Annotated in this window: 14 protein-coding genes and 2 pseudogenes; 7 read left to right on the forward strand and 9 right to left on the reverse strand. The window is 70.2% G+C overall.

Annotated features, from left to right (window positions below; all coding sequences use genetic code 11):
• Positions 1 to 18: 18 nt before the first annotated feature.
• Positions 19 to 999: an aldo/keto reductase gene (locus tag ACZ4WS_RS32805; RefSeq protein ID WP_467986246.1), complete on the reverse strand. Its 981-nt coding sequence runs from the start codon at positions 997 to 999 to the stop codon at positions 19 to 21.
• Positions 1,000 to 1,354: 355 nt separating this feature from the next.
• On the opposite strand from ACZ4WS_RS32805, the gene ACZ4WS_RS32810 reads away from it, so the two are divergent.
• From ACZ4WS_RS32810 to ACZ4WS_RS32825, 4 genes are all read left to right on the forward strand, one after another.
• The gene (locus ACZ4WS_RS32810) at positions 1,355 to 2,599 is read left to right on the forward strand and encodes a four-carbon acid sugar kinase family protein (protein ID WP_467986248.1); all 1,245 of its coding nucleotides are present in this window, start codon (positions 1,355 to 1,357) and stop codon (positions 2,597 to 2,599) included.
• A 38-nt stretch (positions 2,600 to 2,637) separates the two neighbouring features.
• Complete coding sequence (pdxA, locus tag ACZ4WS_RS32815; RefSeq protein WP_467986250.1) at positions 2,638 to 3,651, forward strand: 4-hydroxythreonine-4-phosphate dehydrogenase PdxA; 1,014 nt, start codon at positions 2,638 to 2,640, stop codon at positions 3,649 to 3,651.
• A gap of 51 nt (positions 3,652 to 3,702) precedes the next feature.
• Positions 3,703 to 4,485: a DeoR/GlpR family DNA-binding transcription regulator gene (locus tag ACZ4WS_RS32820; RefSeq protein ID WP_467986252.1), complete on the forward strand. Its 783-nt coding sequence runs from the start codon at positions 3,703 to 3,705 to the stop codon at positions 4,483 to 4,485.
• Positions 4,486 to 4,696: 211 nt separating this feature from the next.
• Positions 4,697 to 4,996, forward strand: a complete 300-nt coding sequence (locus tag ACZ4WS_RS32825) for a hypothetical protein (protein WP_467986254.1) — start codon at positions 4,697 to 4,699, stop codon at positions 4,994 to 4,996.
• A 144-nt stretch (positions 4,997 to 5,140) separates the two neighbouring features.
• On the opposite strand, the gene ACZ4WS_RS32830 is transcribed toward ACZ4WS_RS32825, so the two are convergent.
• On the reverse strand, positions 5,141 to 5,428 hold the full coding sequence (locus tag ACZ4WS_RS32830; protein WP_467986255.1) for a hypothetical protein: 288 nt from the start codon (positions 5,426 to 5,428) through the stop codon (positions 5,141 to 5,143).
• A 203-nt stretch (positions 5,429 to 5,631) separates the two neighbouring features.
• On the opposite strand from ACZ4WS_RS32830, the gene ACZ4WS_RS32835 reads away from it, so the two are divergent.
• Complete coding sequence (locus ACZ4WS_RS32835) at positions 5,632 to 6,765, forward strand: site-2 protease family protein (protein WP_467986257.1); 1,134 nt, start codon at positions 5,632 to 5,634, stop codon at positions 6,763 to 6,765.
• Between the two features lie 188 nt (positions 6,766 to 6,953).
• On the opposite strand, the gene ACZ4WS_RS32840 is transcribed toward ACZ4WS_RS32835, so the two are convergent.
• The gene (locus tag ACZ4WS_RS32840; protein WP_467986259.1) at positions 6,954 to 7,211 is read right to left on the reverse strand and encodes a hypothetical protein; all 258 of its coding nucleotides are present in this window, start codon (positions 7,209 to 7,211) and stop codon (positions 6,954 to 6,956) included.
• Here ACZ4WS_RS32840 and ACZ4WS_RS32845 point away from each other — a divergent pair.
• A complete protein-coding gene (locus ACZ4WS_RS32845) occupies positions 7,161 to 7,424 on the forward strand; it encodes a rhodanese-like domain-containing protein (RefSeq protein ID WP_467986261.1) in 264 nt (87 codons plus the stop codon). The two genes, ACZ4WS_RS32840 and ACZ4WS_RS32845, sit on opposite strands and share 51 nt — an antisense overlap.
• A 432-nt stretch (positions 7,425 to 7,856) precedes the next feature.
• On the opposite strand, the gene ACZ4WS_RS32850 is transcribed toward ACZ4WS_RS32845, so the two are convergent.
• Positions 7,857 to 8,285: a hypothetical protein gene (locus tag ACZ4WS_RS32850; protein WP_467986263.1), complete on the reverse strand. Its 429-nt coding sequence runs from the start codon at positions 8,283 to 8,285 to the stop codon at positions 7,857 to 7,859.
• Positions 8,286 to 8,778: 493 nt separating this feature from the next.
• Between ACZ4WS_RS32850 and ACZ4WS_RS32855 the strand changes: the two genes are divergently transcribed.
• Positions 8,779 to 8,913, forward strand: coding sequence for a hypothetical protein (locus tag ACZ4WS_RS32855; RefSeq protein ID WP_467986265.1), 135 nt, complete (start codon positions 8,779 to 8,781; stop codon positions 8,911 to 8,913).
• 134 nt (positions 8,914 to 9,047) lie between these two features.
• Here ACZ4WS_RS32855 and ACZ4WS_RS32860 read toward each other — a convergent pair whose 3' ends face one another.
• From ACZ4WS_RS32860 to ACZ4WS_RS32880, 5 genes and pseudogenes are all read right to left on the reverse strand, one after another.
• A complete protein-coding gene (locus ACZ4WS_RS32860) occupies positions 9,048 to 9,974 on the reverse strand; it encodes a LacI family DNA-binding transcriptional regulator (RefSeq protein WP_467986266.1) in 927 nt (308 codons plus the stop codon).
• A 246-nt stretch (positions 9,975 to 10,220) separates the two neighbouring features.
• Positions 10,221 to 10,628, reverse strand: a pseudogene (locus ACZ4WS_RS32865) (chorismate-binding protein); the annotation flags it as partial.
• Between the two features lie 61 nt (positions 10,629 to 10,689).
• A pseudogene (locus tag ACZ4WS_RS32870) lies at positions 10,690 to 11,196 on the reverse strand (tetrahydrofolate dehydrogenase/cyclohydrolase catalytic domain-containing protein); the annotation flags it as partial.
• A 209-nt stretch (positions 11,197 to 11,405) separates the two neighbouring features.
• The gene (gene purU, locus ACZ4WS_RS32875; RefSeq protein WP_467986268.1) at positions 11,406 to 12,311 is read right to left on the reverse strand and encodes a formyltetrahydrofolate deformylase; all 906 of its coding nucleotides are present in this window, start codon (positions 12,309 to 12,311) and stop codon (positions 11,406 to 11,408) included.
• A complete protein-coding gene (locus tag ACZ4WS_RS32880; RefSeq protein ID WP_467986270.1) occupies positions 12,308 to 13,180 on the reverse strand; it encodes a methylenetetrahydrofolate reductase in 873 nt (290 codons plus the stop codon). Before ACZ4WS_RS32880 ends, purU begins: the two co-directional genes overlap by 4 nt.
• Between the last annotated feature and the right edge of the window lie 163 nt (positions 13,181 to 13,343).

Below are 13,343 nucleotides of genomic sequence, written 5' to 3' on the forward strand. Positions count from 1 at the left end.
GGGGGTGGGGGCGGGAGGTCAGCGGTTGTAGGCGGGCATGGGGCCGCGCAGGCGGGCGCCGACCTCGTCGCAGGCGGCCAGGACGTCCGCGGGCAGCGGGCCCGCGGACGCGGCGGCGATGTTGGCCTTCAAGTGCTCGACCTTGGAGCCGCCGAGCAGCAGCGCGTCGGTGGAGGGCCGCGACAGCAGCCAGCGCAGGGCCAGGTCGGTCAGCGGCAGGCCCGCGTCGGAGGCGATGCGGGTGAGGTCGGTGACGGCGCGGAACAGATCCTCGTTCCAGTACCGCTCGCGGTACATCGCGGCCAGCTTGGAGTCGCCGAAGCGCCCGTTGTCCGGAGCCTGCTCGAAACTGTGGCGGCCGGTGAGCAGGCCGCCACCGAGCGGGTTGTAGACCATCGTGCGCAGTCCGGTGGTGGCGGCGTACTCCGTGTATTCCTCCTCGATGCGGCGCGCGAGGAGATTGTGGAGCTGCTGGGCGACGACCGGGCGGGGTGCGCCGACCTCGTCGGCCACGCGGTTCAGCTCGGCGATCTGCCAGGCGGCGAAGTTGGAGACGCCGAGGGCGAGGACCTTGCCCGCCTGCACGAACTCGGCGACGGTCGCGAGGGTTTCGGTGAGCGGTGTCCTGCGGTCCGGCTGGTGCAGGTAGAAGAGGTCGACGTGGTCGGTGCCCAGGCGCTTGAGGCTCCCGTCGAGCGCGGCGCGCAGGCCCTCGGCGGAGAGTGGCGCGTGCTCGCCCTGGTCGGGGTGGGGGATGCCGGCCTTGGTGGCGAGAACCACCTGGTCGCGGCGGCCGGGCAGCAGCTCGGCGAGGATGCGCTCGCTCTCGCCGCCCGCGTAGCCGTTGGCGGTGTCCACGCCGGTGATGCCCGCATCGAGCGCGGCGTCCAGCATCGCGGCGGCCGTCGTGCGGTCGGCGGTGTCGCCGAAGGTCATCGTGCCGAGGACGAGACGGGACAACGGGACGGGGACGTGCGGGAGTTCAAGGCCGACGGTCACGGCGGGTTCCTTCCGAGGCGGGTGGTGCGGGTGGTGCGGTTTCGTGCTCGTGCGCGATCTCATGCGTGATGTGCGCATCGCGGGTGGTGCCGTGCGGCTACGCGGCCTCGAGCGGTCGCTGCGGTGGTTCCCGGCGATGCGATGCTGCGGCCAAGTGCGGTGCGATGTGCTGTGTAAGCCGGTACGCGTCGCGTCCACGAGGGCGACGCGGTCCGCGGGTGACAGCCGTCGGCGCCACGGGAACGCTCGCACGGCTGCGTAAATCGCGCAAGAGGTCTCGCGCATTTCACGCAACCTGTGTCATGATCCTCACCGGGCCGCCCACCGCCGGGCACGCCCAAGGAGGTTCGATCCCGTGGCTTCCCTGCCCCCGCCCCCACTTCCATGCGTCTCGCCGCCCGTACTGCCGTACGTCGTCGCGCTCGCGGACGACCTGTCCGGCGCGGCCGAGACCGCCTGCGCGCTCGGCGGCCTGGTCCGTCTGTCGCTCAACGCCGCTGACACGGCCGAGATCGCTGCCGCGCACGACCTCGTCGTGGACCTGGACACCCGTCGTGTGCCGCCCGCCGAAGCGGCATACGCCGTGCGCACGGCGCTGCGCGCGGCGCAGGCCGGCCCGCCTCGCCTGCTGTACAAGAAGGTCGACTCACAGCTGCGCGGCCACCTCGCCGCGGAGGCTGCTGCCTACGCCGAGGGGGCCGAGGCCGTCGTCATCGCCCCCGCGCTGCCCGCGGCCCGGCGCACCGTGACCGGCGGCGTAGTGCACGTGAACGGTGTTCCGCTGCACCGCACGGACGGCTGGCGCGCGGAACGCGCGTCCGCGCCCCGCTCGCTGCCCGAGGCGCTGTCCGGTCTGCTGGTCCGTACGGTCCCCCTCGATGTCGTACGGTCCGAACCCGCCGCACTGGACGCGGAGTTCCGGCGGATCGCCGCGTCCGGTGCGCACCCTGCTCCGGACGCCGAAACCGACGCCGACCTGGACGCGGTGGCCGCGGCGGCGCTGCGGCTCGGCCCCGGATTCCGGCTCCTGGGCAGCGGTGGTCTGGCGGCCGCGCTCGGGCGCGCGCTGCTGCGTCCCGCTGCCGCCGCACCCCCGCCCGCGCCCGCCCGGGACCGCACCCCGCTGCTCTTCGTCGTGGGGACCGCCGAGCCTGGCGCGGTTGCGCAGATCGCGCACCTCACCGCGCTCGGCGCGCACCATGTGCCGCTGGATCCGGCCGACTTGGCGGCGGGCACGGTCCGCCTGCCGCGTACCGCCGCCGCCCCTGCCCTGACCGTGTTGTCCATCGACGGTTCGGCAGGCCCGCGCCCCGGCGCGGGCCGGGCCCTCAGCACCGCCCTGGGTGCGCTCGCCGCCGCGTACCCGGGCCGCCCCGACCTCGTCCTGACCGGCGGCGAGACCGCCCGCACCACCCTGGACGCCCTGGGCATAAGGGAGTTGGAACCGCTCGGCGAGATCCACCACGGCGCCGTCCACTCCCGCACCCCCGACGGCCGCCGCGTCGTCACCCGCCCCGGCAGCTACGGAGCCGAGGACTCACTGCTGCGCATCGCCGTCGCGCTACGGCCCCGCCTGGCCACCGCCACGGCCGCCACCTGAACCTGTCACTGTCCGCCTCCCGCCTAGGAGTTGTCCTCATGAGCACCCCCCTCCCCCTCATCGCCGTCACCATGGGCGACGGCGCCGGCATCGGCCCCGAGGTCGTCGTCGCGGCCCTGCTCGACGACGCCGTCCTGACCCGCTGCCGCCCCGTCGTCATCGGCGACGCGCAGCGGCTGCGCGAGGCCGCCCGCATCCTCGGCCTCGACTGCGAGATCGCCGCCGTCGACCACCCGCGCGACGCCGAGTTCACACCCGGCCGCGTCAACGTGGTCGACCTCGGCCTGCTCCCCGCAGACCTGCCCTGGGGCAAGCTGACGCCGGTCGCGGGCGACGCCGCGTACGCGTACATCAAGCGTGCCGCCGAACTCGCCGTGGCAGGCGAGGTCAACGCCATCTGCACCGCACCTCTCAACAAGGAGGCCCTGCACGCCGCGGGCCACATCTACCCCGGCCACACCGAACTCCTCGCCCACCTGACTGGGACCGAGGAGGTCTCGATGATGCTTTCCACCGAGAAGGTGAAGGTCATCCACGTCACCACGCACATCGGCCTGATCGACGCCGTCAACCGCATCGAGCCGGGCCTCGTCGAGCGCACAGTGCGCCGCGGTCACGAGGCGATGGTCCGCGCCGGCACCCCGAACCCCGTCATCGGCGTCTGCGGCATCAACCCGCACGCGGGCGAGAACGGCCTGTTCGGCTACGGCGAGGAAGAGGAGAAGATCGTCCCGGCCCTGGAGAAGCTGCGCGCCGAGGGCGTCGACGCCCGGGGTCCGCTCCCCGCCGACACCGCCTTCTTCCTCGCTTCACGCGGCGACTACGACCTGATCGTGGCGATGTACCACGACCAGGGCCACGGCCCGGTCAAGGTCCTGGGCATCGAGGCGGGTGTCAACCTCACCGTGGGACTGCCCGTCATCCGCACCTCAGTCGACCACGGCACCGCTTTCGACATCGCCGGAACGGGCACGGCGGAGGCCGGTAGCATGGTCGAGGCGCTGCGCCAGGCGGCCGAGATGGCTACGGCGCCGGTCGCCCCGGTCGCCTGAACCGCCGTCCCCTGCACCGTCGTTACTGCCGCACCGTAGAGGACTCCGTAGATGCCGCCGACCACTTCCCAGGCACGACGCGACCGCATCGTCCACCTCGCCACCACCACCGGCCTCGCCAGCGTCGAGGAGCTCTCGCAGCTCTTCGACGTCACCCCCTCAACCATCCGCCGCGACCTCGCCCGTCTCACCACGGAGGGCCGCCTCGCACGCACCTACGGCGGCGCGATGGCGCTGTCCGCGCACCCCGAGGCGTCGCTGCGGCAGCGCACGGGCGAGGCATACGAGGAGAAGCGGGCCATCGCGCAGTGGGCGGCACGGCAGGTCGAGCCGGGCGAGACGCTGCTCCTCGACGCCGGTACGACGGTGGGCGCGCTGGCCCACGAGCTGCGCGGCGCAAAGGAGTTGACGATCGCGACGACGGGCCTGACCGCCCTGCACGCCCTGATGGACGCGGAGGGCGTGCACGTCGAGTGCCTCGGTGGCACGCTCCGCCCGCTCAGCCAGGGCTTCGTCGGCCCGCTCACGGAGGCCGCGCTCGAGCACATGTCCTTCGACCGGGTCTTCCTCGGCGCCGACGGCGTCGGCGTCGACCGCGGCATCTGCGAGGCGGACCTGCGCCAGACCCGCCTCAAGGAGCTGATGTCACGCCGCGCCGACCGGGTCTACGTGCTCGCCCACGGCGCCAAGTTGGGGCGTGCGCCGTTCCACGCGTGGGCGACGCTCGGGGAGGAGTGGACCCTGGTCACGGACACATCGGCGCCCGACGCGCAGATCCGCGCTTTCGAGGCCTGCGGAGTGCGTGTCGAGATCGCCCCGCCCGCGGGGACGTGACGGAACCGGCACGAGCCCGCCCGGCCAGGCCGGCACGATCCTCCCCGCCGACACAACGACGTCCGCTCCGCTCAGCCCTGGCTTCGCGAGCACGGCCACGAGGATGTCGGCCCCCGGCTCCGCGACGAGGCGGCCCTGGGTGGCACGGGAAGGCCAAGTCGCCGGTCGACGGCAGCTGTCCCCCCGAGGCTGCTCTGGCGTGTCAAGCGGCTTGAGTAGCATCCTCGACACTCCCGATCTTGGTTCGGTCGGTCCGCTCGAGGATCTTGAAGATCTGACGGCAGATGGCGCGCCTGAGGCCTCTCTGCGCGTCGCGGAAGGTCTTCCCCTCGATGATTCTGCGGGCGACGTACGCCTTCGTGGTGGTGCTGCTGAGGCCGAACGTGTCGCTCAGCTGGACCTTAATGAGCGGAAGAGCTTCGTCAAGCTTCGCCAGGTCGTGCGCTCTGTCCTGGCTACTTCGACGGATGCCGAGGAGTTGGACCAGTTGGTCTGCCTGTTGCTGGAATAGCAGTCTGGGGAGCGAGGGGGTCTGGTAGGGCTCAGAGATCAGGGCCGTGCTGCGGCCCGGGCAGCCGGATGCCGCGGATTGACGCTGCGGCCGAGACGCCGAGGGCATGCAAGTACTCCCGCCCGCAGTCGCGCAGCTGAGAGCTCACAGCATGGGCCTTTCCGGCATGGGCTGCTCTACGCCGTCCAGCTCCAGAGTGCATCTGGGCTGGGACGGGACGAGGTGCGGCTGGCGTATCCGGACCCGGAACGGGCGGGTGGGATCGTCGGGCAGTTCGCCGCTCAGCAGGCTTGTCCCGGGGCCGTGCTCCTTCTGGTACGCGACCACTTTGCCGTTGACCAGGAGCTCGATCTCTCCGTTCTTTCCGGGCCCGACGTTCACGGTGATCGAGTGGTCACCCTGATCCAGGTGGAAGTGGTGGCTGTGCCCCATAACGCACCTCCACATCGCCATCGGTAGGTCCAGCCTAGATCCGGGGTTCACGGACCTGAGGAGCGAGCGGCCCGGGCCCCTGGCCGACTGCGGGGGATTCGGAGAGCGACAATTGTAGGTGGATGCCGTGCTGGTCGGTTTACGGAGTGCAGCTCGCGAGGTCCTGCCCGGTGGACCGGACGTCGAACCGGCAGGAGACGACGATGAACGGCTCGGTCCGTGTCGGACAGGTTGTCGGGGTACCGCTGCGGATGCACTGGAGCGTGCCGCTGCTGGTGGTCCTGTTCGGGTACGGCCTGGGCCGCCAGACCCTCCCCGCATGGACTCCAGGGCGCTCGGATGCGGTGTACACCTTCGCCAGCGCCGTAGGGGCCGTGCTGCTCATGGGCAGTCTGCTGCTCCACGAGACGGCACACGCCGCGACTGCCCGCAGGAAGAAGATCGCGGTACAGGATGTGACGCTGTGGGCGCTGGGCGGGATGACCCGGATGGGGCGGCCGCAGACCGCCGCGGTGGCTTTCTGGGTGGCGGTCAGCGGGCCGCTCACCAGCCTGGCCATCGGAGGCGCCGCGCTCGGAGCGGGAATCGGGCTGCACACGCTGTCCGGCTGGGCGGTGCCCGCCGCCGTTCTGGTGTGGCTCGGCTGGGTGAACCTGTCCCTGGGCGCGTTCAACCTGCTGCCCGCTGCGCCGCTCGACGGCGGAAGGGTGGTGCAGGCGCTGCTGTGGTGGCGCACCGGAGACCGCGAACGTGCGGACCGGGTGGCCTCCCGAAGCGGTCAGGTCATGGGCCTGCTGCTGATGGTCTTCGGCTGGCTCTCCTTCCTGCGCGGGGTGTCGGGCGGGCTGTGGCTCGTCTTCGTCGGTCTCTTCATCGCGGTCGTCGCCGGGGCGGAACGGCAGCGCGCGGTGATCAACACGGCACTGCGGGGGGTGCGGGTGGCCGATGCCATGTCCAGTCCGGTGACGACCGGTGCCGACTGGCTGACCGTCCAGCGGTTCATCGACGAGGTGGCAGTGAAGTCACACCATTCAGCTGTGCCGCTGCTCGATTTCGAAGGCCGTCCCAGCGGGATCGTTCAGGTACGCACGCTTGCCGGAATACCCGGAGCGCGCCGTGAGAACGTGCGCGTGCGCGAGGTGGCGATTCCTCTGTCTCAGTGCGCGGTTGCCGCTCCGAGTGACCTCCTGAGTGAGGCTCTCGACAGGCTCCGCCCGGGTACCGGCATGCGCATTCTCGTCATGGACGGGGGCCATCTGGTGGGGATCGTCACTGCGAAGGACATCTCACGGCTGATGCAGCGGCACACGCTGGGTGGCCAAGGGCCCAACTGGTGACTCCTCCACTCCGTAAACGGGGTGGCTTCTCGCTATGCCGGTCGGGCTTCGCGACGGACCAGCCCGGCCCGTAGAACGTTCAGGGCGCCCACCGTGTCCGCGTGCGCGTTGTGGCCGCACGCCTGACAGCGGAACTTCTCCTGTAGGGGAGATTCCGCGCGCAAGTCGGCGCTGTACGACGCCTTCGCTCACACCGGTAAGGCCCTGGCCAGCGGAAGCGTCTGGAACTCCTCGATCTGCTCGCGCAGGGCGAGCGCACTGGCCGGGGAGGACATCGCCGCCCGTATGCGCTGCTGCGGCAGGTCGCCCAGGCCGCCCGCATCGCCTACCTCGGCGACGCGGGCGGGGCGGAGGAGGTCGGCCGAGAGGAGCTGCTGGCTCGCGCACAGGCGGGCATGGTGGTCGTCCTCAATGTCCGCCCGGTAGAGGAGTACGCGGCCGGGCACATCTCCGGCGCGCCCTCCATTTCGGTCGAGGAACTCGCCGAGAGAACCTCCGAGTTGCCGGACGACGCCGAAGTGGTGGCGTACTTCCGGGACGCCTACTGCGTTCTCGCGCACGACGTCGTACGCCTGCTGCACGAGCGCGGCCGCAAGGCGGTCCGGCTGAGCGACCGCCTACTGGAGTGGCGGCTGGCCGACAGCGGGACCGCCGCATGATCCCCGCGCACCCCGGGCTGGATGGTGGACCGGTCTATCTGGAATACAACGCCACCACCGCGGCCAAGGCCGGAGAGGCCCGGGACGGAGGGCGCAGGAGCGGTCGCCCGGGCAGGAAGAAGACGATCTGTACACCGTGCACGGGCACGCCTAGGGCCGCCTAGCCCGACTCCGTCGGGGATCTTGGTGTTTCCCAGTGCGGCAGCATGATCAGTGGGCATGCTCGGGGCTGTTTCGAAGGCCTATGGAGTTGTCGAGGTGTCCGTTGTCCGTCCGTCCCCGTTCCGGTGAGGGGGAACCGACGAATTGCGGCTCCGGAGGTGACGGAATGCGCCGAGCGGGGGCAGCGGGCCGGTGGCCACCGCGTGTTGTGGCACGCTAGCTGGCCACTCTGAGCGTCGCAGTTGGCTGGCCCAACGAACCCGCTGCTGGTCAGCAGTTGATTGGGGGGTTACCGGAAGCGACTCGGCAGAAGTCCGACCCGAGTCCGCCGTCGACGGTGCCGGCGTTCGGGCCGACGAAGATGAAGTCGCCGTCGGCGCCGCCGAGGATCCTGCCGTTCGCCGTGGTACCGGCGTTGGCCGTGATGAAGTCGCCGCCGGCGCCGCCGTCGACGGTGCCGGCAACGATGCCGTTGATGACGATGTAGTCGCTCCCGCCCAAGCCGTTGACGCTATCGCCCAAGGCAAGGGCGCCGCAGCTGATGTTGTCGGAGCCGGCAGTACCACTGACGGTCGTACCGGACACGGGACGGCCGTTGACCGTACATGAAGTCAGGGCTTGTGCAGGCGTTGCGGTCAGGGCGAGGGGAGCGGCCACGAGGGTGGCGGCGCAGAGCGTACGCATCGCGTGTCTGATCATGTAATGAGTGGTTCATGATGATTTCATGATCGCAATGCTGCGCCATCGCTGACTCTACCGTTCGGGGCAGTTTGCCGCCCGGACGGACCACCGGGGCTGACGGTCAGATGATCGGGTTTGCGGCTGGTGTCCGAGGCAGGAGTCCGGGGCCCATCCCGCAGGTTCCCAATCTGCGAACCTGCGGGAACCGCCCACACCCACGACGACGCCGACGTATGGAAGTTCACCCGGGACCCTTCACGCCCAGCCCGGGAAGTCCACCCGACGCGGGCCACGTTTCCGCAGGTCAGCGAATTTCGTCGGTAGCCCGTGAGCAGGTTCCGTCCTTGACTGCGTAGGTCGCCCGGGCGAGTAATCCGGGTGGTCCCGGTATGCGGTTCGCTCCGGAGTGGAGGGCACCGTCAACGAGTTCGCTCACGGACACGGCATGCGCCGCTGCCGCTACCGGGGGCAGTAGAAGGCCCACCTGCAGCATGTCTTCACGGCCATCGCCGTGAACATCGAGCGCCTCAGCGGTCTGCCGCCGACCGGCGAAGCAATCCCGCCCCGGCCACCGGCCGACTTCCAGGACTTCCTGGCCCGGCATGGGATCCCTCGGCTGAAGTCCTGGCGGGCTGCCAGCGGCTGACCTCGACGGCTGCAAGATCCCCGACAGAGTCAAGCTGGAGGCAGCCCAACCCGGCGCTGTCCTCGCAAGCATCGATTGCAGCACCGGAGCCCCAGGCGTTGTCAGAAACGCCTATTCGCGACAGGGCGCTGTGGTCACGCCGACGCGCGGACCACGATCCGGCCGGGCACGGGGGCCAGGCCCTCCGTGTCGATACCGAGGGCACCTCGGGCGGCGAGCCGTCCGAGGACTTCGGCGTCGATGTGGACGGTGGTGAGCGCGGGCGTGGACAGGGAGCCGTATTCGGTCTCGTCGAAGCCCATCACCGCCATGTCCTCAGGCACTCGCACCCTGAGGTCGTGCAGGGCGGTCAGGCTACGCAGGGCGATGTCGTCGTCGAAGGCGGCCAGAGCGGTTACGTCCGGGTGTGCTGCCAGAAACGTCTCGACGGCGGCCGCGCCGGCCTCCCGTGGCCGTGGCACGACGAGGCGTTCCAGGGGCGGAAGCCCCAGGCGCCGGGCGGCCTCCCGGGCGAATCCGAGGCGAGCCTCGGTGAGCGGGAAGTCATGGTCGGGCATGGCCATCGCGATCCGGAGGTGCCCTCGTTCGGCGAGGTAGCCGATCTGCAGGGCGGCGTTGGCGGCGAACCCGTTGTCCCAGTCCTCTTCGATGGGCCCGTGGCCCTGCATGTAGACCTCGCCGAGCCTGAACACCGCCCGCGGCACGATAGCGTCGAGGATCTTCTGCGTGGCCTCGGGCACGGCGTGCCCGTGCCGGACGAGAAGGACGTGGTCGTGCTGGGCCAATTCCTCGTCCAGGCCCCGGATGTAGCTGCGGGAGAAGTTGCCCTCGATGCCCCAGTCCACGTTGAGCACGACGATGCGCGACGACCCCTCGCGCAACGCGCGGGCGATCCCGTGCGGGACGTAGCCCAGGTCGTGGGCCGCTTCCAGGACCCGCTCCCGTGTCGCGCCGGAGATCGTCTGCCGTGGGTCGTCGTTCAGTACGAAGCTCACCGTCGCCCGCGACACGCCGGACGCCTTGGCCACGTCGCTCAACGTCACCCGGCCGGAACGGCCCATATCGGCATACTCCCTCTCCGTCGGACGGGGCGCGCCCCGTCCACGAGCGGTGTCACCAAGAGTGGTATCCGACCTCTAGAACGATTAAGCGCCAGGGGCTAGCCTACGCGACTAGATCGTTCCAGTTCCTCTGACTCGTTTCCTGTGGAAGCCCGACGCCGAGCCGTCGTTGCCGGAGGGTGCCGGAGCCGAGTACGCGGGGTACCTCAGTGCGCGGGCCGCGCCTCGCCGGGCAGTCGCCATCCGTCAGGCATCGCAGCGGGCTCCGGAGACGTCCGCTGACGCGATGGCCAGCAGTCGGCGCGCCTTCAGTTCGGTTTCCTGCCACTCCCGCTCCGGCTCCGAGCCCCAGGTGATGCCGGCTCCGGTGGCGAACCTCAGAAGGCCATCGGCTCGGGCGATCCAGAAAGTGCGGATGCCGACCGCCAGTTCGCCGCGTGCGTGGTCGGCGTCGACCCAGCCGATTCCTCCGCAGTAGGGACCACGGGGGGATGTCTCTCGTGCTCCGATGATCCGCAGGGCGCTCTCCTTCGGAGCACCCGTGACGGAACCGGGCGGGAAGGTCGCAGCCAGCAGCTCGGGCCAGCCCGTGCCTTCGCGCAGTCGCCCTCGGACCGTGGACGCGAGGTGGACAAGCCCCGGGTGCTTCTCCAATGAATTCGTGCGCGACGGACACGGTCGCTCCGCGCTGCAGCAGGAGCTGGGTCAGCGGCCGTCCGACCAGTTCGCCCCAGCCGACCACGGCGACGTGGGCGCTCTTGAGTCGAACGCCTTCGGCGTCCAGGAGTTCGATGACTCCGCTGGGAGTGCAGGGGCGCAGTCCGCGTTCTCCGCGGGCGAGGAGGCCGGCGCTGGCGGTGGTGAGGCCGTCGACGTCCTTGGTGACGGGGATACGGTCGATCAGCGCGGCCGCGTCCAGCTGCCGGGGCAGCGGGAGTTGGAGCAGGATGCCGGAGACGTGCGGGTCGGCGGCGAGCTCGTCGATCACTGAGGCCACGTCGTCCTGGGTGGCGTGCGGAGGCAGGTGGCGGTGGAAGTCGCGCATTCCGGCTGCTCCGATGGCACGTCGTTTGGCGGCGACGTACACGGCACTGGCCGGATCGTCGCCGACGAGGATGGTCGCGAGGCCGGGGATTCTGCCCGAACCCGTGGCCGCTGCGACCTCCTCGACCTGTGCGCGGATCCGCTGGGCGATCCTGGTGCCGTCGATCGTGGTGGTCATGGTGGCGAACCGCTTTCTTGTCGTGAGGAACGATTCGCCCGGGTGAGAGGGGTGTGCTGCGTGCGGTCGGCGTGACCGCGGCTGTACGGCGCCGTGACCGGGCCGGCCACCGGCCGTCGCGGCCGGACGGCTCGGTCACAGGGATGGCGCACGACAAGACCGTTTGTCCCTGCACCGGGCGGTTTTGCGTGCCGGAGAACATTCCTCCGTCAGGCGAAGACGATGGTGTGGTTGCCGTCGCGGATGACCCGGTCCTCGGCGTGCCACAGCACGGCGCGGGAGAGCACCGCGCGTTCCACGTCGGCGCCTCGGCGGGTGAGGTCGGCGGCGGTGTGGGCGTGGGTGACGCGGACGACGTCCTGCTCGAGGATCGGCCCCTCGTCGAGATCCTCGGTGACGTAATGGGCGGTGGCGCCGACCAGCTTCACGCCCCGTTCCTTGGCCTTGGCGTAAGGCCCCGCGCCGATGAAGGCCGGCAGGAAGGAGTGGTGGATGTTGATGATCGGGACGCCGACCTTCTCGATGAAGCCTCTGGAGAGGATCTGCATGTAGCGGGCCAGGACGACGAAGTCGACGTTGCCCTTCAGCAACCGCAGGTGTTCCGCCTCGGCGGCGGACTTGTCCGCGCCCTGGCAGGGGACGTGGAAGAACGGGATGCCGAAGCTGCGTACCTCCTCGGCCACGTCGGGGTGATTGGAGATCACCATGGAGACGGTGATGGGGAGTTGCCCCTGCCGGTGGCGCCACAGCAGGTCGAGCAGACAGTGGTCGGACTTGGACGCGAAGATCGCGACCCGCTTGGGCACCGACATGTCCCGAAGCGTGTAGCTCAGCCCGAACCCCTCCACCAGGCGCTTGTCGAGTTCGGCCCGCAGCGCGGGCAGCGCGGCCTGGAGACTGTCCAGGCCGAACACGGTGCGCTGGAAGAAGGCGCCGCCCTGTGGGTTGTCCGAGTACTGGTCGAGGGAGACGATGTTCGCGCCGTGGCCGCTGAGGACCGACGTCACGGTCGCGACGATGCCCGTGGCGTCGGCACCCTGCACGATCAGCGACGCCTGCTGGGCGGGAGACTTGCCCGTGGCTGTGCGGGCCGGGGCGTCTTGCGTGAGGGTCATGCGAGGCTTTCCTTCCGGAAGCGGGCGGCCCAGTCGGAGGTGGCCTTGAGCCCGCCGAACGTATAGAAGTGGATCTTCAGGTCGCCGTGGCGGGCGGGGCCGTAGGCCGCGGCGAGGTCGCGCAGGAAGCGGTCCGGTCCCGCAGTGCCCATGAGGTTGGTCAGCGAGAACCCGTATTTCTTGACGACGGACGCGCTGGTACCGACGCCGAAGCGGGCCCCGTACGACATGAGCCGGCGCACTCCGGCAGGCCCGGGCACACCGATCCTGATCGGGAGGTCGATGCCCCGGCTGCGGACCTCTTCCACCCAGGTGAGCACCGGGTCGACGTCGAACCCGAACTGCGTGATGACACCGCCCTCCAGGGGTTGGACGGTGAGCGCCTTGTGCTTGTCGTGCAGTGCGGACCAGAGCGATGCGCCGTCGATCGCCGGGTGGCCTTCCGGGTATCCGGTGATGCCGACATGCCGAACGCCGTACTCCTGCAGCAGCCCTGTGTCGATCAGGGACAGGGAGTCCGCATAAGGGCCCTCGGGGTGTGCCGGGTCTCCGCCGACGAGGAACACGTTGTCGGACGTGCCGTCGGCCTGCAGACCGGCCAGGAACTGCTCGAAGTCGGCGCGCGAGCCGAGGCGCCGGGCGGATATGTGCGGCACGGGCACGAAGCCGAGCCGCTTGACCGCGCGGGCCGCCTCCAGGCGCATCGGCAGATCCTCGTTGCCGAGGAAGGTGACATTGATGCGGGTGCCCTGGGGAATGGTGTCGCGGGCTTCTTCCAGTTTGAGGATGTCCTTCCCGGTCATCTCCAGGGAGAAGTCCTCAAGGAGCGATGTGCCGACGGCTGTTCGTGCCGTGCTCGCGGGATTCATCGTCGGTCCTCTCACTTTCTCGTCTGCGGGGGCCGAGTCCTCCAAGCCCCCCGTCGCACCGCCGAGGCGGTGTGACGGGGCGGCGAAGCGGGGTTGCGTCGCACGGCACGTGGGGGCGGAGGGGTGGCAGGAAGGTGGTCGCGTCAAAGGTCGCTGCAGTAGA

It is taken from the genome of Streptomyces sp. NPDC029292, assembly GCF_055569295.1.